General features: G+C 42.3%; 19 protein-coding genes, 1 tRNA gene and 1 pseudogene. 4 read left to right on the top strand and 17 right to left on the bottom strand.

The annotated features are described in order from the left end of the window. Together FTU70_RS10625 and FTU70_RS10620 are read left to right on the top strand one after the other, a co-directional pair. The gene (locus tag FTU70_RS10625) at positions 1-1,497 is read left to right on the top strand and encodes a hypothetical protein (protein WP_180060568.1); all 1,497 of its coding nucleotides are present in this window, start codon (positions 1-3) and stop codon (positions 1,495-1,497) included. A 94-nt stretch (positions 1,498-1,591) separates the two neighbouring features. Beyond that, complete coding sequence (locus tag FTU70_RS10620) at positions 1,592-2,737, top strand: hypothetical protein (protein ID WP_104852938.1); 1,146 nt, start codon at positions 1,592-1,594, stop codon at positions 2,735-2,737. A gap of 140 nt (positions 2,738-2,877) precedes the next feature. Here FTU70_RS10620 and htpG read toward each other — a convergent pair whose 3' ends face one another. The 5 genes from htpG to FTU70_RS10595 all read right to left on the bottom strand — a co-directional run bounded on the left by htpG (position 2,878) and on the right by FTU70_RS10595 (position 8,974). Continuing rightward, complete coding sequence (gene htpG, locus FTU70_RS10615; RefSeq protein WP_180060567.1) at positions 2,878-4,794, bottom strand: molecular chaperone HtpG; 1,917 nt, start codon at positions 4,792-4,794, stop codon at positions 2,878-2,880. A gap of 94 nt (positions 4,795-4,888) precedes the next feature. Continuing rightward, positions 4,889-5,233, bottom strand: coding sequence for a lysozyme inhibitor LprI family protein (locus tag FTU70_RS10610; protein WP_180060566.1), 345 nt, complete (start codon positions 5,231-5,233; stop codon positions 4,889-4,891). 174 nt (positions 5,234-5,407) lie between these two features. Next, complete coding sequence (locus FTU70_RS10605) at positions 5,408-6,019, bottom strand: OmpW family protein (protein WP_180060565.1); 612 nt, start codon at positions 6,017-6,019, stop codon at positions 5,408-5,410. Positions 6,020-6,592: 573 nt separating this feature from the next. Further along, entirely contained in the window at positions 6,593-7,969 is a 1,377-nt protein-coding gene (locus tag FTU70_RS10600) for a Na+/H+ antiporter family protein (protein ID WP_180060564.1), read from the bottom strand. Between the two features lie 114 nt (positions 7,970-8,083). Then, entirely contained in the window at positions 8,084-8,974 is an 891-nt protein-coding gene (locus tag FTU70_RS10595) for an alpha/beta fold hydrolase (RefSeq protein WP_180060563.1), read from the bottom strand. A 121-nt stretch (positions 8,975-9,095) separates the two neighbouring features. Here FTU70_RS10595 and FTU70_RS10590 point away from each other — a divergent pair, with 121 nt between their 5' ends. Further along, positions 9,096-9,581, top strand: coding sequence for a DUF4442 domain-containing protein (locus FTU70_RS10590; protein ID WP_180060562.1), 486 nt, complete (start codon positions 9,096-9,098; stop codon positions 9,579-9,581). A gap of 208 nt (positions 9,582-9,789) precedes the next feature. Then, positions 9,790-10,641, top strand: a complete 852-nt coding sequence (locus tag FTU70_RS10585; protein WP_096902328.1) for an alpha/beta hydrolase — start codon at positions 9,790-9,792, stop codon at positions 10,639-10,641. Positions 10,642-10,743: 102 nt separating this feature from the next. Here the strand turns inward: FTU70_RS10585 and FTU70_RS10580 are convergent, their stop codons facing one another. The 12 genes and pseudogenes from FTU70_RS10580 to FTU70_RS10525 all read right to left on the bottom strand — a co-directional run. After that, a complete protein-coding gene (locus FTU70_RS10580; RefSeq protein WP_004975789.1) occupies positions 10,744-11,100 on the bottom strand; it encodes a hypothetical protein in 357 nt (118 codons plus the stop codon). A 111-nt stretch (positions 11,101-11,211) separates the two neighbouring features. Continuing rightward, positions 11,212-11,772: a hypothetical protein gene (locus FTU70_RS10575; protein ID WP_179989537.1), complete on the bottom strand. Its 561-nt coding sequence runs from the start codon at positions 11,770-11,772 to the stop codon at positions 11,212-11,214. A 151-nt stretch (positions 11,773-11,923) separates the two neighbouring features. Further along, entirely contained in the window at positions 11,924-16,123 is a 4,200-nt protein-coding gene (gene rpoC / locus FTU70_RS10570) for a DNA-directed RNA polymerase subunit beta' (protein WP_096902331.1), read from the bottom strand. A gap of 157 nt (positions 16,124-16,280) precedes the next feature. Next, the gene (rpoB, locus tag FTU70_RS10565; RefSeq protein WP_180060561.1) at positions 16,281-20,369 is read right to left on the bottom strand and encodes a DNA-directed RNA polymerase subunit beta; all 4,089 of its coding nucleotides are present in this window, start codon (positions 20,367-20,369) and stop codon (positions 16,281-16,283) included. 307 nt (positions 20,370-20,676) lie between these two features. Continuing rightward, positions 20,677-21,048: a 50S ribosomal protein L7/L12 gene (gene rplL, locus FTU70_RS10560; RefSeq protein ID WP_004975779.1), complete on the bottom strand. Its 372-nt coding sequence runs from the start codon at positions 21,046-21,048 to the stop codon at positions 20,677-20,679. 48 nt (positions 21,049-21,096) lie between these two features. Continuing rightward, a complete protein-coding gene (rplJ, locus tag FTU70_RS10555; RefSeq protein WP_004975777.1) occupies positions 21,097-21,603 on the bottom strand; it encodes a 50S ribosomal protein L10 in 507 nt (168 codons plus the stop codon). Between the two features lie 321 nt (positions 21,604-21,924). Continuing rightward, complete coding sequence (rplA, locus tag FTU70_RS10550) at positions 21,925-22,620, bottom strand: 50S ribosomal protein L1 (protein WP_004975774.1); 696 nt, start codon at positions 22,618-22,620, stop codon at positions 21,925-21,927. 3 nt (positions 22,621-22,623) lie between these two features. Next, positions 22,624-23,052 (bottom strand): 50S ribosomal protein L11, encoded by a 429-nt coding sequence (gene rplK / locus FTU70_RS10545; RefSeq protein ID WP_004975771.1) that lies wholly within the window; start codon positions 23,050-23,052, stop codon positions 22,624-22,626. Positions 23,053-23,168: 116 nt separating this feature from the next. Further along, on the bottom strand, positions 23,169-23,702 hold the full coding sequence (gene nusG / locus FTU70_RS10540) for a transcription termination/antitermination protein NusG (RefSeq protein ID WP_004975770.1): 534 nt from the start codon (positions 23,700-23,702) through the stop codon (positions 23,169-23,171). A 7-nt stretch (positions 23,703-23,709) separates the two neighbouring features. Continuing rightward, a complete protein-coding gene (secE, locus tag FTU70_RS10535) occupies positions 23,710-24,150 on the bottom strand; it encodes a preprotein translocase subunit SecE (RefSeq protein WP_004975769.1) in 441 nt (146 codons plus the stop codon). A 73-nt stretch (positions 24,151-24,223) separates the two neighbouring features. Continuing rightward, positions 24,224-24,299 (bottom strand) — tRNA-Trp (locus tag FTU70_RS10530). A gap of 51 nt (positions 24,300-24,350) precedes the next feature. Further along, positions 24,351-24,712: pseudogene (locus tag FTU70_RS10525) on the bottom strand (elongation factor Tu); the annotation flags it as partial.

Raw genomic sequence — 24,712 nt, 5'->3', positions numbered from 1 at the left:
ATGAATACACTAGAAAAATCACTGTTGATTAAAGAATTACGCGACTTAATTGATGCTTTAACGCATAAAAGACTCAGTCTGTATGAAACAGCCAAAGCCAAAGCACGCATTAAAGAAATTTTTATGCTGTGCGATAAACCGATTTTTCAAAAACAGTTGCTCACATTTAAAGCCTCACAAAATCCAATTCAAACTGCGGTAACTTTTGCAGAACAAAGTTTATATGCACAATCTTTTCGTGGCGTATTTACACAACTTGAAGCACTTGAAACAGTACTTTATCAACAGCCTGAAGCAGGTTGGGCGATTTTGTATCAACCGAGAGCAGGTTGGCAAATTTGGTTAATTCCTGCTGCTGACCGCACTGCTTTACTAAGTGAGTTTCAAGATTTAGAGCAGGTCTATCGCTGGATGTTGGAACAGCAGCAACAATATCACTGCCTTCAAACCGATGCAGAACTGAAACAAGCTGCAGTTCTAGAAGCTGCGCAAACTCAGCCAGTCTTTGTCACTGCAGACTTGGAAGAAAATAAAGCTGTAGATTCGCCAATTCAATTTGACTTTATTAGAGACCACATCGCTACAGAAGAAGTTGCCTCGTCTGATACTCAAGTTGTGGACGTGGCTAAAGATGAACTTACAATTGAACCGACAGCAGACCAAACGATCATTTCCAACGCAATACTGAATACAACTCAGCCTGATGCAACGACAATAGATACTGCCCAGATGACGGCTGGCACGCAAAAACCAAGCGTCAACCCAGCTTATAATCTATTGTTAAGCCAATATAGTTGCCCCATTTCTGCGCTCAATCTAAGCCAAAATGAGTCAGCACAGTTGTATCGGGTCTTTTTGCCTGAAGCGCCAGAAGTCACGCAATATGCCGATGTATTGGTGCATTTGTCTGATCCCGAAGAAGATCAGCAACAGGTGTTGGCGCGTGCGGTATATTTGGCAGAACAAACCAATACGCAAGGACGCTTTATTAAATATGTGGTACTGCTTGGCGCATTAGATCAAATGCAAGCGATTCGTTTGACTCAAAACTTTTGCCAACAGTTTGAACATGAAATTGCAGCAATACGTGAAATTTCTTGGGAAAAATTACAAGAACATTTATTTGATTTCGATCAGCTTTTTCAATGCTATAGTCATGATGCTCAAATCGTGTGGCAGCAAGAGCATTATTTTCCTTTCATTCCGATACAGCACATTCAAACTACTAAGTTTATTCAGTTTGAAGAAAGTGAAGCACAGAGTCATACCCCTTTGATTTTACTGAAAGAACGACAAAAAATTCGTGTGATTCATGGTCAAAAGCGCTTACAACTGTCCCGTACTGAACAAGCTATACCGCACATTTTATTAGATCGACAACAAGGTATTAGTTGGCAAATGATTCAAAAAGTCATCTCCCAATTACAGCAACCGATTGATGCTTTGCAGTTATGCCAAGCACTTCAAATGTATCAAGAAAAAGAGGTTTCTGCCTAAAAACTGCCGTTTATATTATGATTTTGTAGCCAAGTCTTGCTTTTATCTCATAGATTTTCAACACTAACAAAAATGGCTTAAAGATCAGTAAATAATGTCAAGAATAAAGCACACATCGCCTTTTATATTAAGCTGTCTCTTAAGTGGGGTCGCAGGCATCACTTTTGCACAAGAATCAACTCAAGCAGTGGATCAAGCCCATACGTCACTGCCACCTTATGAATTGCCTGTCGCTCCGCCAAGTGCAGTAGATAAAAGCAGTTTTTATTACACGATTCCACGTTGGATTGATGCTACACCGACGGTGTTACCCGAACAATCCAATGAACCCATTGTACCTGCCACCGCAGAAACGGAACATTTAACTTGGTTCGATCAACGTCAAAAAAATATTCGCAACTGGGCAGATAAAACAGCACATAAACTGGATAACTGGTTTGGTGAACCAAGTCCTGAACAGCCTGCCTCAGCCACTTTGCGGGTTTTGGTCGATAGCAGTTGGGATAAGCATAATGAATATGAAGTCAAACCTCGTATTCGCGGGAAAATCAAACTGCCTACGCTTGAAAATAAACTCAGTGTGGTCTTTGGTGATGACTCGCTCGATAACGAATTGCAAAATAACGTCGCCATTACCAACGAAAACCCAGCGCATGATGCAGACAAAACTGTAGACAGCAAACGTAGCCGTGAAGACAACAGTTCTCTGGCATTACGTTGGTCGAACTTTGCCGAGCGTCTACCTTTTGAAACAGATGTCGATTTAGGGGTACGTTCTGGCGATGATATTTATCTGCGTTTAAAAGCCTCTAAAGACTGGACTTTGGAAAATGATTTCTCTTTTCATGCCGAACAAATTTATCGTTATGGCATCGACAGTGAAAATTATCTCAGAACCAACTTGGAGCTCACGCACGCACGCCCCAATCAGGCTTTCTTGTCCAATCAATTTAGCCTGACCTATGCCGATGAACAAGATGATGATTTGGTTTGGGACAACTACACCTTTAGACAACATCAATTCTTTGCAGGCAACCGCTTTAACTATGGCATTTATACAGGCGGTTATTATCACGATGATGACTTACGTTTAAATCGTTGGGGGCCATTTGTCTCTTGGCGTCAACCATTTTTACGTGAATGGTTCTTTATTCAGGGCGATGTCAATTATTTAAATGATGATCGCGCAGATCGTAATCATTATCTCGGTGCTTTAGTGCGTTTAGAAGCCATTTTCTAAACAGGTAACATCTACAATCAAGCCAAATTAAAAAACCAAGTCTTGCGAACAGGACTTGGTTTTTTTGCAAGATGATCTTGCAAGATGACGATGCATTATTTGTACAACGCATCATCGATCATGTTCATGCGAAAGCAGACTTACTTTAACAGTAAGCTATTAATACGTTTCACATATTCCGCTGGGTCTTCAGGCAAGCCACCTTCAGCAATCACAGCTTGATCAAAAATCACATGCGCCAAATCATCAAATTGATTGGAGTCCTGTAATTTTTTCACCAAAGGATGCTCTGGGTTGATTTCCAAAATTGGCTTCATATCAGGTACAGCTTGCCCTGCATCCTTCAACATACGAATCAATTGTGGTGACAGTTCACCTTCACCTGTTACCAAACAAGCAGGGGAATCAACCAAACGTGTAGTCACACGCACTTCTTTGGTTTTACCGCTTAAAGATGCAGACAATTGCTCAACCACAGGTTTAAATTGTTCTGCAGCCGCGTCTAAAGCTTTCTTCTCTTCAGCATCTTGTAGATCGCCTAAATCAACCGCACCTTTAGATACGTTTTGCATTGGCGTGCCATCAAACTCCTGCACAAAGTTCATCGCCCACTCGTCTACGCGTTCTGCCATCAACAACACTTCAATGCCTTTTTTCTTAAACAACTCCAACTGTGGAGAATGCTTTGCTGCGTTCAAGTTGTCTGCCGTAACGTAGTAAATGGCTTTCTGACCTTCTTTCATTCGCGCTTTATAGTCCGCCAATGAGGTACTGATGTCATCATTACTTGAAGTAGCGTAGCGTAATAATTTCAGGATACGTTCACGGTTGCCAAAGTCTTCGCCTAAGCCTTCTTTTAAAACTGAACCAAATTCTTGATAGAATTGCTTAAATTTTTCTTGGTCTTTTTCATCTTCAGACTTGGCTAAATTGTCCAACATGGTCAACACACGACGGGTATTGCCTTCGCGGATGGTTTTAACATCACGGCTTTCTTGCAATAACTCACGGCTCACGTTCAATGGCAAATCGGCGCTATCCACCACACCTTGCACAAAGCGCAGATAATTTGGAATCAGGTTCTCTGCCTCATCCATAATAAATACGCGCTTCACATACAATTTAATCCCCGCTTTGGCTTCACGAGTAAAAATGTTGTGCGGTGCTTTACTTGGCACATACAACAACTGGGTGTATTCAGTACTGCCTTCAACGCGGTTATGCGCCCATGCCAATGGTGCGTCAAAATCATGACTGAGGTTTTTATAAAATTCGATGTACTGTTCTTCACTAATTTCGTTTTTATTGCGCGTCCACAACGCACTGGCCGAGTTAATTGCTTCCCATTCATCAGTTTTCACATACTGACCTGCTTTCGGCGTTTCACCTTCAGCTGCTTCTTCTTGCTGCCATACTTCTTTCTGCATTTGAATTGGCAAACTGATGTGATCAGAGTATTTATTGATGATCTGCTTAACTTTGTAGCTTTCTAAATAATCCAGTGCATCTTCACGCAAGTGCAGAATAATATCGGTACCCCGTTCTGCTTTGTGAATTTGCTCAACATCAAACTCGCCAGTACCCGTGCTGCTCCAACGCACGGCTTCATCTGCAGCCAATCCTGCACGGCGTGATTCCACAGTAATTTTATCCGCCACGATAAAACCTGAATAAAAACCCACACCAAATTGACCAATCAATTGCGCATCGGCTTTTTGATCGCCTGTCAATTTAGACATAAAGTCTTTGGTGCCCGATTTGGCAATGGTACCCAAATGCTCAATCGCTTCCTGTTGGCTTAAACCAATGCCGTTATCTGAAATGGTTATGGTTTTTTGATCTTGATCTAAACGAATACGCACACGTAAATCAGGATCATTTTCATAATATTCAGGATGATTGATACCCTCAAAACGTAATTTGTCGCAGGCATCTGATGCGTTAGAAATCAGTTCACGCAAAAAAATTTCAGGGTTGGAATAAAGAGAATGGGTCACCAAATGTAATAACTGCGCCACTTCGGCTTGGAAACTGTGTTTTTGGCTTTGCTCGCTCATTCATCACTCCTTAAATTCATAAACATGGTTATTGTTGGATGTGTTAATGAATTGGAGTGATTGCCAGATTTTTCAAGCCTAAACCCAGAAAAATTTAAAAAGGCGCACGTTGATAGACCTGATTTAAATGATACTCTAATTTCTGCTGACGCAAATTATACACTTGGGTTAAACAATCGACGGAAGCGCCACAACGATCACGCAACTCTAACCAACGCAGTTGTTCATCACGAATTTGTGAGCGCGTCCCCATAGCGACCAAACGGCTGACGATACGATAGGTGGTGGCCATTTTCACATCGGCATCATTGACCGCACGATGTTCACAAATGGCATGTTCCGTTTGTGTTTTGGCTTTCTCACAAGAAAAACTTGCCGCATGCCCCGCAACACTTAGCATTAAACCAAGACACACTAACCAACCATATTTGATCGACATGAATAAATTCCTTATTTATTGTTCTTTACTTTATCTTTCAGACTGTAAATGAACATGGCATATGCTCTCAATTTTTTCATTCGCTACATTTGTTATTTTTTGCAATAAAAAAAACCCCACCCTAAAGATGGGGTTGCGCTGATTTTTATTATTATAAAGAGCTACGTTTTATGATTAAAATTTGTAGCTATAACCGATGGTGTACACCATTGGGTCGATGTCCAGATCAAACTTTTCAGCTCCTAATGCAGCAGCAGTATCTGCTGTTAAAGTAACTTCAGGACTCAATTGTGCATAACGTGCATCAAAGAATACACCCCAATTTTTCGCATCAGCTGGCTGGAAGTTAAAACCGATTTGACCTGCAAAACCAAAGTCTTCTTTTACATCTTTAGCAACACCTTCTTCATCCCATGCGATAAATGCCGTACCACCGACACCAATGTATGGTGTAAAACGGGTTGAATTTTTAAAGTGGTATTTAGCAGTTAATGTTGGCGGTAAATGCTTAATCTTCGCACCATTATCACCATTCACTAGCACATCATGACTAATTGGTGTAGCCAACAATAGTTCCGCAGAGATATTGTCGTTAAAGAAATACTCTACAGATGGTGTAAATGCATATTCATGATCAGCTTCAACATTCACAGGGCCAATTAAAGTATTTAGTGATGTATCAGCTGTTGGAGAAATCACAGAACCTCCAACTTTAACTTGCCATTCACCGGCCATAGCAGAAGCAGACATTCCCATTAATGCAATTAGAGCAACTTTCTTTAACATTTCAAAACCACCTTTAAAATAAAAAATCTTAACGCTTAATTAATATTAAACACGACCACTATTAATATGCAACACATATTAAACATTATATTTTAATTATTTTATAAGTTATTAATTATTATATAAATTTATTTTAAATAGACCAATTTACTTGGTTTTTAAAACCGAGTTAATTAATAAAGTTTAATTTATTATTTCCCGACCATATTACTCAATTTTATTTAAAAATAAATTAAAAGATTCATTTACAATACATCTTATATTTATTTAAAAACTAACACAAATTTATTTTAAATTGATTAATTCACTCAGAATTTATATTTTTAAATCATAGGAAATTAATAAAAATTATTAAAATTAAATAAAGAGAATTAAAATCACCTTCATTCGAATATATGAAGCTGATGACAATGAAAACAGACTATTTTGTTTAGAGATTTAAAATCGTGTATTGAGATGGAATCGGCAGATGTGAGGATGAACTTGAGGAAGATTCTTCTTGTCGTTTTAGCACGATGCTGCAACGTGCCCAGCCTATTCTGAACACGTGTGCTTACAAGTTTTGGTGATGATTTACAGCACCATCGCTGCAATCCAGCCAAAAATCATCAATGGAATATTAAAGTGAATAAAAGTCGGTACCACACTGTCTTTCATGTGGTCGTGCTGCCCATCCATATTTAAACCCGAAGTTGGCCCCAAGGTTGAATCCGATGCTGGAGAACCCGCATCTCCTAAGGCTGCTGCTGTACCAATAATCGCAATGGTTGCTGCAGGGCTAAAACCGAACTGCAAACATAAAGGCACATAAATAATCGCTAAAATAGGCACGGTAGAGAAAGATGAGCCAATCCCCAAGGTGATTAACAAACCAATCAATAACATTAAAAATGCAGCCAAAGCTTTGCTATTGCCAATCCATTCCACCGACGCTTCTACCAAAGCAGGCACTTGATTAGTCGCTTCAATCACTGAAGCGAAACCTTGTGCAGCAATCATAATAAAGCCGATGAGTGCCATCATACGCATACCTGTAATGATCACATCATCTGCTTCTTTCCATTTGAAAATTCCCGCACAGCTTAAAATGGCAACACCCACCAAACCTGCCAGAATCATCGAATCTGAATACAATTGCACCGCCAAGGTTGCAATAATCGCAAACACTGCCATCCACAAGGTAAATTTTGCAATCTGAGGCGCTTGTAGGGTTGGCGCGGCGGTATTTGCATTGAGCTCACTCGAAATGCTTTGGGTACGCTCTACCTGCACATCTTGATAATGTCGAGGCTTACGATAGCTCACAAACAACGCGATCAATAGACCTATGAACATTCCAAATACAGGAATAAACATAGCAGAAGGAATATCTTCATTTTGAATGGCAAAACCATACGGAGCACCAAAGGTGTTGATATTGTGCGCCAAAATATCATTCAGGAAGATTGCACCAAAACCGAAAGGAACAAACATATAGGTGGCAACCAAACCAAAAGTCAGCAAACAAGCCACTGCACGACGGTCTAGGTTTAGATGATTGAAAACACTCAATAAAGGTGGAATCAATACAGGAATAAATGCAATATGTACAGGAATTAGGTTTTGTGAAAATACCGCTGCCAAAGCCACAGTAAAATAAATCAGATATTTAACGCGGTTCTGTACCTTAGTATTACTGCTACCTGTTAAAGTGCGAATCAGCTTATACGCCAATAAGTCTGGCAAACCTGAACGTGCCAAAGCCAAAGCAAATGCACCTAAAATACCGTAAGCAAGAGCAATTTTAGCGCCACCACCTAAACCATTATTAAACGCATCTAAAGTGCCTTGTAAGCCTAAACCAGCCAGTAAACCACCTGAGACTGCACCAATAACCAAGGCAAAAACCACAGGCACACGAGCCAACGACAATCCGAACATGATTGCAATGGCAGCAAGAATTGCGAACATAAGAGATGAAAATTCAAAAAAGAAGCTATTTTATCAGAGATTATGCAGATTGGAGTTGACCAAACATTCAACTCCGACAAGCGTTTCTGATTTAAATTGCTGCAGCATGTGAATTTAAATTACTGCAGCATGTGAATTTGAATGACCTAAGGCAAAATCACGGATGGCAGTAGCAACCGCTTGTGGCTGACTAAGAATTGCCCAATGATTGGCAGCCAACTCTACACGTTGAAAATCATCTACCCAAAGCGACATTTCATCAATCAATTCAGCACCCACAAATTGATCATATTTCAAGACAATAGCTTGCACAGGACAAATTGCATAACGTTGACGCGGCTTTAATAAACGTGGGATAAAATTGGCACGATATAAATTGACGCCATAGCGCCCATCTTTGCGGATATTAGGATTGATCGCAATATCTTGATCGCGTTCTAAGCGCATCACTACCTGACGCCATTGTTCAGGTTGAAAGAACTGCCAAACTGTAGGCGCAAGTGCAGGAAGTTGAAAGGCAGCAATATACCAAGATTTACGCATTTGTTTGAAAAATTTAATTTTATTTTCAGAAAACTGCTTACGCATCCAGAACGCTGCATGATCCAAACATGGGCCTGAAATACTGCTGTACGATAAAATTCGTCCCTTTAATTCTGGATCCGTCACTGCTTCCCAAGACTGAATTGAACCCCAGTCATGAGCTGCCAAGTGAAATGCACGCTGCCCCAAAACGGCATTAGCAACAGCCATTAAATCTGCAGCCAATTGAGCCAAGCTATAGGCACGAATGGATTTAGGAATGGAGGATTGTCCCGCACCACGCACATCATAACTCACCACATAAAAATCTTGCACCAACACGGCAATCACCCGTTCCCAGACTTCTTGGTTATCTGGATAGCCATGCACCAAAATCAGTGCAGGTGCTTTTTTTTCGCCCCAAGTTTTGACATAAAGCTGTTGTCGATCAGAGGTTTCAATCCATTGCGTTTGCGCTTGCATAAACATCCTGTTGGTTTTTATTGACACGATTGCTGTTGAGAATAACAAAATATGCCATAGGTTTGCTTAAATTTCATACTAATATAAAAGACAATCTGCTCTAGGCTCTATGAAATATCACATGAATCTCATCAAAAAATTACAGCAACTTCCTATCGTTTCCAAATACTTTTTAAATCGCTATCCACCCTATCGGGGTGCAGGCATTGAAATCGATCAAATCGATTTAGCCAACCACCATGTCCGTGTCAAAATGCCACTGACCCGCAAAAATCAAAACATTGTCGGGGTGCATTTTGGCGGCAGTCTCTATTCCATGGTAGATCCATTTTATATGTTAATTCTGATGCATCACTTGGGTTCAAAATATATTGTTTGGGATAAAGCTGCGACGATTCATTTCCTAGCCCCTGGGCGCAGTACAGTCTATGCCGATATTCGCCTAAGTGCTGCTGAAGTCGAAGAAATTAAACAACTCGCAGAAGACTATGCTCCTCTGACACGTCAATATACGCTCAATATTATCGATGAATCAGGTGTACGAATTGCAGAAGTGCATAAAACGTTATATATCCGACGTAAAAAGCCCAAAGCCGTAGCAACGTAATTTTTAGCTCACATAAAAACGCAGAATCTAATGATTCTGCGTTGTTGGTAATATTATTTTAATCAAAAGACAAAAAGATCAATGTCACCGACAAACTTCTCTACTCTTTTTGAGCAGGTATGAATTAATTAACGTATTACTGTTGATACATCAGTGGATCATAAAAATTATAAACATTGATAGTATTTAAAATTAAAGGATCATTAAAATGAAAAAAAATCTTGTGCCAATCTTTTCCCTACTTTGTTTCTATTCATCGACATCCCTCCATGCTTTGGTGCCGAATACATTTACCAAAGTCCAGACTTTGAAAAATGTGGCTTATGGATCTCATCCTCAACAAGTGATGGATGTCTATTTCCCTGCCAAAGTACTCACAGATCAAACACCAGCCCCGCTCATGATGATGGTCCATGGCGGTGCTTGGAAAATGGGTGATAAAAATCATGCTGCTGTGGTCAAAAATAAGCTGAGTTACTGGACCAAGCAAAACTGGATTTTTGTGTCTATCAACTATAGATTAGTTCCAGATGTGACCGTACAGCAGCAAACTCAGGATATCGCCCAAGCGCTTATTTATATCCAAAATCAGGCACCGCATTGGCATGCTGACTCAAAACGCTTGGTGCTGATGGGACATTCTGCGGGCGCACACCTGGTCAGTCTATTAACCGTTCGCCCCCATTGGCTGGCACCCCAGCCACAGCCTTGGCGTGCTACAGTTGCTTTAGATAGCGCGGCTTATGATATAGAAAAGATAATGCAAACACGTCATGCACGTTTTTATGATCAAGCCTTTGGTGATCAACCTTCCAACTGGAAAGCCCTTTCTCCGATAGCTCAGCTACATCAAGCTTTACCTGCATTTCTCGCGGTGTGCTCAACCATCCGTGCAGATCAACCCTGTACTCAAGCTCGACAATTTATTCAACAAGCACAGAAATTCGGAACTCAAACCCAGTTATTGCCTGTCCGACTTTCACATGCTGAAATCAACAAGTCATTGGGACAAAATAATGCTTATACTCAAGCAGTCAATCAATTTATCCAAACGCATTAATTTTTCAGCTAGCGCATAAAAAACGCAGAATCATAAGACTCTGCGTTGGATGTACTGAAATATAAATACTTCAGTAGGATGGCATGGCTGTTCGTATTCAGATTAACGCTTTTGCTCGATGGCTGCACCAGCACCACCACCAACAGCACCACCGATTGCAGCGCCTGCATTACCACCTATCACTTCTTTACCTAAAATTGAACCAATCGCACCGCCAATTCCACTATAGGTTGCGTTACGGTTAGAACCATCTTGGGTTTTACTTCCAACTGCTGCACCTGCACCTGCGCCTGCTGCTGCACCAACACTACCACCTACGCTGTTACCCGCTGCGCCACCAACGGCACCGCCTAATGCTGCAGCACCAATACGTTGGTCATTAGAACTCATGCTTTCACAACCCGCCATAAGCATGGTCGATACTGTGGCAATTGCCAATACACTCAATACTTTTTTCATGGTGATCACTCCCCCTCGGTCTATTCGCTCTCAGCTTAGTGCATATTGCGGTAACAACTTTGAAAAAACTGTTACCAAGCACAGCAAGATGAAGGTATTTCTGTAAAAGACTTAAGGCTGAATAGATGATTCAGCAACATCTTCTTCCAAAAGCACGACATCTCTTGTGGTTTGTCCATCTTCAGTAAACACAGCATGAGAAACTGTTTCTTTGCTTTCAGGCGTTTTGACCCGATCCAGTTTTAATGTGCGATGAATTGGCGCCTGCCCCTGCTTATATTCCATGCCTTCTGCATCAATCGTTTTCACTTCAGAAATGACTTTACCATCCTGCTTTAGGGTTTTATTCAACTCAATTTTTGAGGTTGGTACAATCACCCCACCTTTTTGAATCACAGGAATACCCAATTGTTTCTCTGAAAACTGTGCTTGATCATCATCAAAAACAACTTCCTTTGCCACAATATCTTTACCCTGATTGCTCACTTCAAAAATCGTGGCTTCTACATGGCGTATAGGCTTTTCACCTGTCACTGTACGAATCACTTCAGTTTTTAGAATAGGCACAATGGCTTTGTCTTTCACCACAATGCTGTTTGGCATTGGTGCAGCCGAAACAGACACACTCAGTAGCATTGCCGATAAACACAGTGTCAGTCCTCTAAATTGCATAAGCTATCCCCTTAGTTTTCTTGATATTTTTAAATTGTTCTTAATTCACTATATGCAATATTGCGGCTTTATTAAAGCAAAATATGCAACTAAAACGTTGGCAAAAAAAAGACGCCTCGAAAGGCGTCTTTAAATGATGCTTTAAAACGAATTAGAGATCGTTAAATTCATCGCTAAATGCTTGGCTTAATGCTTGATCTACATCAGAGAAATCATTCACTAATGCCAATTCAGCAGCTTCAGCTTCTTGACGACGACGCTCTAAGTGGTAAGCAAGACCCGTACCTGCTGGGATCAAACGACCCACAACAACGTTCTCTTTCAAGCCACGTAAATCATCTTCTTTACCTGTTACAGCCGCTTCAGTTAACACACGTGTAGTTTCCTGGAACGATGCAGCAGAAATGAACGAGTCTGTTGAAAGCGATGCTTTGGTGATACCCATCAATTGACGTTCAAACTTCGCTGGGAACTTGTTTTGTGCAAGTACAGCTTGGTTTTCTTGTACCACGCGAATGTAATCCACTTGTTCGCCTTTGATGAAGCTCGTATCGCCACCATCGGTGATTTCAACTTTACGCAACATTTGACGCACGATGACTTCAATGTGCTTATCGTTAATTTTTACACCTTGTAAGCGGTAAACGTCTTGAACTTCGTTCACGATGTAGTTGGTTAATGCCACTTCACCTTTCAAGCGTAAGATGTCATGTGGGTTTTGTGGACCATCAGAAATGGTTTCACCACGGTTCACATGCTCACCTTCAAACACGTTGATGTTACGCCATTTTGGAATCAACTCTTCGTAAATCTCAGAGCCATCATCTGGTGTAATCACTAAACGGTTCTTACCTTTGGTTTCTTTACCAAAGCTCACGATACCTGACACTTCTGCAAGAATCGCATGCTCTTTTGGTTTACGTGCTTCAAACAAGTCAGCAACGCGTGGTAAACCACCGGTAATATCACGAGTACGTGAAGATTCTTGTGGTACACGACCAATAACGTCACCCACACCGATATTTTCGCCATCACGGACAGAAAGAATCGTGTTCTGTGGCAAGAAGTAGAACTGTTCGCCACCATCCACAGTGTCTAATACCACAGCAGGACGTAAGTCTTTACCTGACGCAGGACGTGAAGTCACTGGCAAGATTTCAACTGTGGTCATACCTGTTGCATCATCAGTTTTCGAGGTTGCAGTCACGCCATCAGCAATTTGGCTGAAACGGATTTTACCCGCAACTTCGGTCACAAGTGGATGCGTGTGTGGATCCCAAGTCGCCACAATACCGCCAGCTTCTACCGCTTCGCCATCTTTGAGCAAGATTGACGCACCGTATGGCAGTTTATAACGCTCACGCTCACGACCTAACTCATCGGCAATACCAATTTCACCTGAACGTGAAACAGATACCAAGTGACCTTTAGCGTGTTGTACAGTTTTCACGTTATGGAAACGTACTGAACCTTTGTTACGCACTTGTACGCTATTGGCTGCAGAAGTTCGGCTTGCCGCACCACCCACGTGGAATGTACGCATGGTTAACTGTGTACCTGGCTCACCAATCGATTGAGCAGCCATTACACCCACAGATTCACCTGGATTCACCAAGTGACCACGTGCTAGGTCACGACCATAACACTTCGCACATACACCAAAGGTCGATTCACAAGATACCACTGAACGTACTTTTACTTCATCGACACCTTGCTCTTCTAAGAAGTTAGCAAGTTTTTCATCAATGAGTGTGTTACGTGGCAGAATAACTTCGTCTGAACCCGCTTTCTTCACATCTTCTGCAGTTACACGACCTAATACACGCGTACCAAGGTTTTCAATGACATCACCACCTTGAATGAATGGTGTCATCACTAAACCGCCATAAGTACCGCAATCTGGCTCAGTAATTACCAAGTCTTGTGCAACGTCAACCAAACGACGTGTCAAGTAACCTGAGTTCGCTGTTTTCAATGCGGTATCGGCCAAACCTTTACGCGCACCGTGAGTTGAAATGAAGTACTGAAGTACCGTCAAACCTTCACGGAAGTTCGCTTTAATTGGCGTTTCAATGATCGAACCATCTGGTTTCGCCATCAAACCACGCATACCCGCCAACTGACGAATCTGTGCCGCACTACCACGCGCACCTGAATCCGACATCATGTAGATCGAGTTGAATGATTTTTGCTTCTCGTCTTCACCCTGTTTGTTTTTCACAGTTGTGAATGACAAGTTGTCCATCATCGCTTTAGCAACTTGGTCGTTGGTACGTGCCCAAATATCGACCACTTTGTTATAACGCTCACCCGCAGTTACGAAGCCTTGCTCGAACTGTTGTTCAATTTCACGAACTTCAGTTTCTGCTTTTTCAATAATTGCTTGTTTTTGTGGTGGAATAACCATGTCTTCCATACCCACAGAAACACCTGAACGTGTCGCTTGACGGAAGCCCAAGTACATCAATTGGTCTGCAAAAATAACCGTGTCTTTTAGACCTAATTTACGGTAGCAAGAGTTGATTAACTTTGAGATGTTCTTTTTGTTCATCTCTAGGTTAATTTGCTCGAAGCTTAAACCTTCAGGCACAACTTCCCAAAGTAAGCAGCGACCTGGTGTCGTATCTACAACAATAGTTTGTTGCTCACGCTCACCATTTTCATTGATTACGGTTTGGTGTACACGTGCTTTTACGCGAGCGTGTAAGTCAACTTGACCTGTTGCCAATGCACGGTTTACTTCGTGCGTATCAGCAAACACCATGCCTTCACCTTTGGCATTGATTGCATCACGAGTGATGTAATACAAGCCCAACACCACGTCCTGAGATGGTACGATGATTGGTTCACCGTTCGCAGGAGACAAGATGTTGTTGGTGGACATCATTAACGCACGCGCTTCTAATTGCGCTTCAAGCGTTAATGGTACGTGTACCGCCATTTGGTCACCGTCGAAGTCGGCGTTAAACGCAGCACAAACGAGTGGGTGTAGACGGATGGCTTTACCTTCAATCAGGATCGGTTCAAATGCTTGAAGACCCAAACGGTGAAGTGTAGGCGCACGGTTCAACATCACTGGGTGTTGACGAATCACAGAGGCAAGTACGTCCCAAACTTCTGGGGTTTCGCGCTCAACCATTTTCTTCGCAGCTTTAATGGTGGTAGCTTGACCTGAAGCTTGTAGTTTCGCAAAGATGAATGGCTTGAACAGTTCAAGTGCCATTTTCTTCGGAAGACCGCACTGGTGTAAACGTAGGTTTGGACCAACGGTAATCACCGAACGACCTGAATAGTCAACACGCTTACCAAGTAAGTTTTGACGGAAACGACCTTGCTTACCTTTGATCATATCTGCCAAAGATTTAAGCGGACGCTTGTTTGAACCTGTGATTGCACGACCACGACGACCGTTATCTAACAAGGCATCAACAGACTCTTGTAACATACGTTTTTCGTTACGTACGATGATGTCTGGCGCTGCAAGGTCAAGAAGACGCTTCAAACGGTTGTTACGGTTAATCACACGACGATAAAGATCGTTCAAGTCAGACGTCGCAAAACGACCACCTTCAAGTGGAACCAACGGACGAAGATCTGGTGGAAGTACAGGCAGTACATTCATCACCATCCATTCTGGCTTGTTGTTCGACTCTTTGAACGCTTCCATCAACTTCAAACGCTTAGACGCTTTTTTCAGCTTAGTTTCTGAAGTTGTTTGTGGAATTTCTTCACGTAAACGAGCAATTTCAGCTTCAAGATCGATGTCTTTTAACAAGTCTTGAACTGCTTCAGCACCCATTTTCGCAGTGAATTCATCACCATGCTCTTCTAGAGCATTGAAGTATTCTTCGTCATTGAGAAGTTGATATTTCTCAAATGGCGTCATACCTGGGTCAGTAACCACATAAGATTCGAAATACAATACGCGCTCGATATCACGTAAAGTCATATCAAGTAATAAACCAATACGGCTTGGTAATGATTTCAAGAACCAAATGTGTGCAACTGGAGAAGCGAGTTCGATGTGACCCATACGCTCACGACGAACTTTTGCAGTCGTTACTTCAACGCCACATTTTTCACAAATGACGCCTTTGTATTTCATACGCTTGTATTTACCACACAAGCATTCGTAATCTTTTACTGGACCAAAAATTTTGGCACAGAATAAACCATCACGTTCAGGCTTAAACGTACGATAGTTAATGGTTTCTGGCTTTTTAACTTCACCGTGAGACCATGACTTAATCATTTCTGGTGACGCAAGACCAATACGGATGCGGTCAAACTCTACTGGAGCATGACCGTCTGAATCCGTCTTTTTGCGCATGATATCGAGCAAGTCTTTCAATTTTTTTCTCCGTGTGCTGGGAGGCTGTTTTCACATCCCAACTGGGTCACAAATATTGTTTTTTAACTGAGTTTTAATCCCCCTTAATCCCCCTTTTTCAAAGGGGGAAAAGTCCCTCTTTTATAAAGAGGGATTTAGGGAGATTTAATGGAGATGCTTAGTCACCATTTTTCAGTTCAATGTTGATACCTAAAGAACGGATCTCTTTGGTCAATACGTTAAACGATTCAGGCATACCTGGGTCCATATAATGGTTACCATCTACAATGTTCTTATAGATACGGGTACGACCTTCAACGTCATCCGACTTCACAGTGAGCATTTCTTGAAGCGTGTATGCTGCACCGTATGCTTCAAGTGCCCAGACTTCCATCTCACCGAAACGCTGACCACCGAATTGTGCCTTACCACCCAACGGCTGTTGCGTTACAAGTGAGTAAGAACCTGTAGAACGTGCGTGCATCTTGTCATCCACCAAGTGGTTGAGTTTGAGCATGTACATATAACCTACAGTCACTGGACGGTCAAATTTCTCGCCTGTACGACCATCGTACAACACGGTTTGACCAGAACGTGGTAATTCAGCCAGTTCAAGTAATTCTTTAATTTGACCTTCTTCTGCACCATCAAATACAGGAGTAGCCAACGGAACACCTGCACGTAAGTTGCCAGCCAATACCAAGATTTCATCATCAGTTAAGCTGTCAAGATCTTCTTGCTCGCCACCAACTTTGTTATAAATCTTGTCTAGGAACTCACGTAGTTCAGCAATTTCACGTTGTTGTTTGAGCATTTTATCAATTTGCTCACCCAAACCTTTGGCTGCCATACCCAAGTGTGTTTCAAGAATCTGACCCACGTTCATACGCGATGGTACGCCTAGTGGGTTCAATACGATATCTACTGGTACACCGTTAGCATCGTGCGGCATGTCTTCTACAGGCAAGATGTTTGATACAACACCTTTGTTACCGTGACGACCCGCCATCTTGTCACCCGGTTGGATGCGACGCTTAACAGCAAGATAAACTTTAACAACTTTCAACACGCCCGTAGTGAGTTCATCGCCTGTAGAAAGCTTACGTTTCTTCTCAGCGAATTTCTCATCAATTTCAAAGCTCTTCTCTTTCAAGAAAGTTTGAATTTGAGTTAAACGCTCAGCAATTGCTTCATCACTTGGTTGAATTTCAAGTAGATCAACTAACTCTAAACCAGACAACACATCTTCAGAAAGTTTGTCGCCACGTTTAGTTGTACCGCCACCGTTAGATTCTTGACCTTTTAATAAGCGGATAATACGTTCACGCGCTGCTTCTTCAAAGATTTTGTATTCTTCTTTCAAGTCTTTGCGGTATGCATCAAGTTGTGCTTTTTCAATCGCTTGTGCACGTTCGTCTTTTTCTAGACCATCACGGGTAAAGACTTGAACGTCAATCACAGTACCTTTAGTACCTGATGGAACGCGCAATGATGAATCTTTCACATCTGCTGCTTTTTCACCGAAGATTGCACGAAGCAATTTTTCTTCAGGCGTTAACTGAGTTTCACCCTTAGGCGTTACTTTACCAACAAGAATGTCGCCTGCAGTCACTTCAGCACCAATGTAAACGATACCAGACTCGTCTAGTTTAGACAGTGCAGCTTCGCCCACGTTTGGAATATCAGCTGTGATTTCTTCCGCACCCAATTTGGTATCACGTGCAACACATGACAATTCTTGAATGTGAATCGAAGTTAAACGGTCTTCTTGAAGTACACGCTCAGAAAGCAAGATCGAGTCTTCGTAGTTATAGCCATTCCAAGTCATGAACGCGACACGCATGTTCTGACCGAGTGCAAGCTCACCGCCATCTGTAGATGGACCGTCAGCCAATACATCACCACGACCTACCTTATCACCCATCTTCACCAAAACTTTTTGGTTAATACAAGTGTTTTGGTTTGAACGTGTGTATTTGATCAGGTTGTAGATATCTACACCTGCTTCACCCGCGATCATTTCTTCTTCGTTCACACGAATGACTACACGTGAAGCATCGACATATTCAATACGACCACCACGGTTTGCAATCACACATACACCTGAGTCATGTGCTACGTTCGCTTCCATCCCTGTACCCACAAGTGGTTTATCAGCGATAAGCGTCGGAACAGCCTGACGTTGCATGTTCGATCCCATCAAGGCACGGTTGGCGTCATCGTGCTCAAGGAATGGAATCAGTGATGCTGCTACAGATACAACCTGCTGTGCAGAAACGTCCATGTGCGTCACGCGCTCTGGCGGCATACGCACGAAGTCACCTTGGTAACGTACAGATACGAATTCTTCTGTTAAATTGCCATCTTGGTCTACGCTTGAGTCCGCTTGCGCAATGATCGTGCCCACTTCTTCAATTGCAGATAAATACTCAACCTCATCGGTTACACGACCATCAACCACTTTACGGTATGGCGTTTCCAAGAAGCCAAAATTATTACATTTTGCATAAACAGAAAGCGAGTTGATCAAACCAATGTTTGGACCTTCAGGCGTTTCAATTGGACACACACGACCATAGTGAGTTTGGTGTACGTCACGTACCTCAAAGCCTGCACGTTCACGTGTCAAACCACCTGGACCAAGCGCAGATACGCGACGCTTGTGGGTAATTTCAGACAACGGGTTGTTTTGGTCCATGAACTGAGACAATTGGCTTGAACCAAAGAATTCTTTGATTGCAGCAGCCACTGGCTTCGCATTGATTAAATCTTGCGGAGACAGGTTGTCTGTTTCAGCTTGTGACAAACGCTCTTTTACAGCACGCTCAACACGTACCAAACCAACACGGAATTGGTTTTCAGTCATCTCGCCCACTGAACGTACGCGACGGTTACCCAAGTGGTCGATATCGTCGACTTCACCTTTACCGTTACGGATTTCGATCAATGTTTTAAGTACATCGGTAATGTCTTCGTTAGACAAAATACCTTCAACTTCACGTGATTTCTGATCTGTACCCACTTCGTAAGGACGACCCAAACGACGGTTGAACTTCATACGACCTACTGGCGATAAATCATAACGCTCAGAAGAGAAGAACAAGTTATTGAACAGATTTTCAGCGGCTTCTTTCGTCGGTGGCTCACCTGGACGCATCACTTTGTAGATTTCTACCAAAGCATCTTCACGACCAACAGTTGTATCTGCACGTAAGGTGTCCGCAATGAACGAACCACGGTCGATGTCATTGGTGAATAGGATGTTAAATTGTTTAACACCACCTTCTGCAAGTTTCACCATGATTTCATGGCTTAACAAGGTGTTTGCAGCAATCACATCGCCATCTTTTAGCTGGATGTCTTCTGCAGTAATATGTTCGTACAAGTACTCATCAGGAACTGAAAGCTTCTCAAGACCAGCTGCTTCCATTTGACGTACGTGACGCGCATTAATGCGTTTACCTTGCTCAACAATCACTTTGCCGTCAGTATCAGTGATGTCAAATTGTGCCATTTCGCCACGTAAGCGTTCTGGGACAAGGTCAATTTGGTAGCTACCCATGTCTAAATAGACAGGTACTTTCTCAAAGAACAAGTCTAGGATTTGTTCATTGCTATAGCCCAATGCACGCAACACTACAGTCGCAAGCAATTTACGACGACGGTCAATACGCACATAAACGAGGTCTTTGGCATCGAATTCAAAGTCTAACCATGAGCCACGGTAAGGAATAATGCGTGCTGAATACAACACTTTACCGCTCGAGTGGGTCTTACCTTTATCGTGGTCAAAGAACACGCCTGGTGAACGGTGTAATTGAGAAACAATTACACGCTCAGTACCGTTAATCACAAAGGTACCGTTATCCGTCATCAATGGCATTTCGCCCATGTAGACTTCTTGCTCACGCACATCTTTGATTGATTTCGTTTCACGATCTTTAATGATCAAACGAATTTTTACGCGCATTGGTGCCGCATAAGTTGAGCCGCGAAGAATACACTCACGTACATCAAACTCAGGCTTACCAAGACTATACTCAACAAATTCTAAAGCAGCATTGCCAGAATAACTTTCTATAGGAAAAACTGAACGAAATGCGGCTTGGAGACCGATATCTTCGCGGCTTTTTGGAGTTTTGCCATCTTGAAGGAAAGTACGGTACGAGTCGACTTGAATCGAAAGCAAGTACGGTGCATCCATTACTTGGGGCAATTTACCAAAATTCTTACGGATCCGTTTCTTTTCGGTATATGAGTATGCCATCTGGAGTCCTCGGAAAGTAAACTAAACCCGCCTGCAGAACGGGTTTAGAAGGAATTACGCAGGCCGATATGGCCACCACTCTTTACAAATGCTGCAATTTTTAGTGGTATTAAAACGCTTAACAATATTTTTAAATGTGGAAAAATATTGGTAAGCGTTTGATTTTATTGATTTATATTGTTTTCGATGGTTTTCCCATCATTCAAACAAAAATCGAGCCGATAATTGTAACGCAAAAAGGCTGATGACCCAAGAGCCATCAGCCATTTTTTGGAGTCGATTATAAAAAAATCGACTCCCCTTAAGATTACTTAAGTGTAACTGTAGCACCAGCTTCTTCAAGTTTCTTCTTAAGCTCTTCACCTTCTTCTTTAGAAACAGCTTCTTTGATCACTGAAGGAGCGCCTTCAACGATGTCTTTAGCTTCTTTAAGACCAAGGCCAGTAGCTTCACGAACTGCTTTAATTACAGCAACTTTGTTCGCACCGAAAGAAGTCAACTCAACGTTGAATTCAGATTGCTCTTCTGCAGCAGCAGCGCCAGCGCCTGGAGCAGCAGCAACAGCAACAGCAGCAGCTGATACATTGAATTTCTCTTCAAAAGCAGAGATAAGTTCAACAAGTTCAAGAACAGTTTTTTCAGCAACTGCGTTTAAGATTTCTTCGTTAGTTAAAGCCATGAGAATAACTCCAAATGGAAATTGAATGGTGTGGAAATAAATTTAAGCTTATGCAGCTTCTGACTCGTTTTTCTCTTTGAGCGCAGTAATAAGGCGACCCAATTTCGAAATAGGAGCTTGAAGAACGTTTGCAAGCATAGTAAGCGCTTTTTCTTGGTTCGGAAGATTCGCAATTACGCTAACTTCAGCACCTTTATAAAGTTTGCCGTCAAATGCAGCAGCTTTAAGTTCAAATGCTTTATTCGTTTTAGCGAATTCTTCGAACAAGCGTGCAGCTGCACCCATGTCGTCTTCAGAAGTTGAGAAAGCTAAAATTGTTGGGCCAACAAGGTTGTCGTTCAAGATCGTGAATTGCGTATCTTGAAAAGCACGTTTAGCCAAAGTATTACGTACAACACGTGTAGTAACACCTAATTTACGCGCTTCAACACGTAGAGCCGTTAATTGCTCAACGCTCATACCTTGATAGTCAGCAACAACAGCAGAGAACGCTTTAGAAGCAACTTCGTTAACTTCTGCTACGATCTGTTTTTTGTCTTCGATAAGAAGAGCCATTGTAAAACCTCCTAACGGTGATTTATGTGCTTACGTGAAGCACACTCCCAATTCGTAAATTCATTGCTGAACTTACACGCGGAGGAGGAATAAATCACACCACCGCGTCTACCCAGGCTGGAAGATTAAGAAAGCAGCATAAAACTACTCTCGCCTGAGGTCTTTGACGCTGATAAATTCTCATTTACCAATTCAAAGTCCGCCTGAATGTCCCCCTCTCCTGCTAGGAGAGGGTTAGGGAGAGGTTTAACCCTCATCCCGACCTTCTCCCAGAGGGAGAAGGAGACTTTTCAGGACTTTAAAATTCTTTCTAAGTCAGACTTAGTTAGAAACGTTCTGTACATCAATAACAAGACCAGGACCCATAGTAGAGCTCAAAGTGATCTTTTTGATGTATACGCCTTTAGAAGTTGCAGGCTTTAACTTTTTCAAGTCAGCAACTAAGGTTTCAACGTTTGAACGAACTGCTTCAGCAGTAAAGCCAACTTGACCAATCGCAGCGTGGATAATACCCGCTTTGTCTACACGGTAACGCGCTTGACCTGCTTTTGCATTTTTAACTGCAGTCGCAACGTCAGGAGTTACAGTACCCACTTTAGGGTTTGGCATTAAGCCACGTGGACCAAGAATCGTACCCAACTTACCTACTACGCGCATTGCATCCGGAGCTGCAATCACAACGTCAAAGTCAAGGTTACCCGCTTGAATGCTTTCAGCTAAGTCGTCGAAACCAACTACGTCTGCGCCTTCAGCTTTAGCAGCTTCTGCAGCAGCACCTTGAGCGAAAACAGCTACACGTACAGTTTTACCAGTACCTGCAGGAAGTGTAGTCGCACCACGAACAACCTGATCAGATTTACGTGGGTCAACACCTAGGTTTACCGCAACATCCAAAGATTCTTTGAATTTAGCAGCAGGAAGGTTGTTTAGAACTTCAACTGCTTCTTCCAAAGTGTAAACTTTGTTTGCTTCTACAGCAGCAGCAATGGCTTTTTGACGTTTAGTTAACTTTGCCATGTCTTATAGCTCCACATCCAAGCCCATAGAACGTGCAGAACCAGCAATGGTACGCACACGTGCTTCTAAATCAGCACCAGTTAAATCTGGTTCTTTAGTAGTCGCGATTTCTTCTAATTGAGCACGAGTCAACTTACCAACTTTGTTTTTGTTAGGTACAGCTGAACCCTTTTGAATGCCTGCAGCTTTCTTAAGAAGAATTGCAGCAGGAGGAGTTTTCATGATGAATGTGAACGACTTGTCGTTGTACACAGTGATCACTACAGGAATTGGCAAACCTGGTTCAACTTTTTGTGTAGCAGCATTGAATTCTTTACAGAATGCCATGATGTTAACACCACGTTGACCTAATGCAGGACCAATTGGTGGAGATGGATTCGCTTTACCAGCTGGAACTTGCAGCTTGATATAGCCGTCAATCTTCTTAGCCATTTCAAATTACCTCTGGGTACAAACGCCGCTAGGCTCCCCAATATTTTAAGTAACGATACCGTTACAACAACAATGCCCGATTCATCATAAATCGGGCGTTTTCCAACCACTCAAACTTAAACGGATTTTTCGACTTGACGAAATTCCAGCTCAACCTGAGTAGGTCGATTAAATACATTAATTGTCAACGTTAAACGTGACTTCTCGTATTGAACTTCTTCCACCACGCCTTTAAAGTCGGTGAATGGACCATCAATCACAAGTAATTCTTCGCCTGGTTCAAACATCGTCTTCGGACGAGGTGCTTCACCAGTATTGCGTACACGTGCAAGAATCGCGTCAGCTTCTTTTTGCGTAATTGGGGCAGGCTTTTCTGCTGTACCACCAATAAAACCTAAAACTTTTGGACACTCTTTAACAATGTGCCAAGTTTCATCGTTCATTTCCATTTCAACCAATACATAGCCTGGAAAGAACTTACGCTCTGACTTACGTTTCTTACCATCCTTCATTTCTACCACTTCTTCGGTAGGAACAAGGACTTCACCAAAGCTATCGGCAACAGCGCTACGCTGGATTCGATCATTAAGCGAACGCATCACTTGTTTTTCATAACCTGAGTAGGCATGAATAATGTACCAACGTTTCATAGCTCTTTTACCCGATAATTAACTTGATTGCCCAGCCTAACAAATAGTCAAAACACCACAATACAATTGAAGTGACTACAACAACAATCAATACATGCCATGACGTTGTTACAGTTTCCTGTTTAGTAGGCCAAGTGACTCGACGTAACTCAATACGTGAATCTTTAAGCAAACGAACAAAGCCTTTGCCTTGATGGGTGGCGTATAATAAACCTAAAGCCACAACGATACAAGCCAAAATTACCCCAACACGCACCCAAATATCATTGGCTGGTGCCCAATACGCAGGAAGATGCTGATTCACCATCATCGAAGCGATGAATAAAATCAAAGCGATACCCCACAACACGTAGTCTAATGGAGAACTCGATTGAACAACTTCAGCAGAATTATTTCTTTGAGGGATTGGCGCGTCGCTTAATGCGTCACGCGATTTATCATTCGACATTTTTGTACTCGTCGTAGAATTCGCGACTTATTATATGACTAGATTAGCCGACATCAAGCTTTTTTAAAAAAAGTGGCAGGCCAGGAGGGACTCGAACCCCCAACATTCGGTTTTGGAGACCGACGCTCTACCAATTGAACTACTGACCTACAAAACAGAACGAGAGCCAAAGCTCTCGACCTGTTTAACACATTCTATAATTATGCTGTTACTTTAGCAACAACACCCGCACCTACAGTACGACCACCTTCACGGATCGCAAAACGTAGACCTGGGTCCATTGCGATTGGGTGGATTAATTCTACTGACATTTCAACGTTGTCACCTGGCATTACCATTTCAACGCCTTCTTTCAACTGGATCGCACCAGTTACATCAGTTGTACGGAAATAGAATTGTGGACGGTAACCGTTAAGGAATGGAGTGTGACGACCCCCCTCTTCTTTAGAAAGTACGTATACTTCCGCATCGAATTTAGTGTGTGGCTTGATTGTACCTGGCTTAGCAAGTACTTGACCACGTTGTACGTCTTCACGCTTAGTACCACGTAAAAGAACACCAC

The sequence above is a fragment of the Acinetobacter sp. YH12135 genome (assembly GCF_013418565.1).
Classification (GTDB): Bacteria; Pseudomonadota; Gammaproteobacteria; order Pseudomonadales; family Moraxellaceae; genus Acinetobacter; species Acinetobacter towneri.
This window is presented reverse-complemented; position numbering and strand designations above follow the sequence as displayed.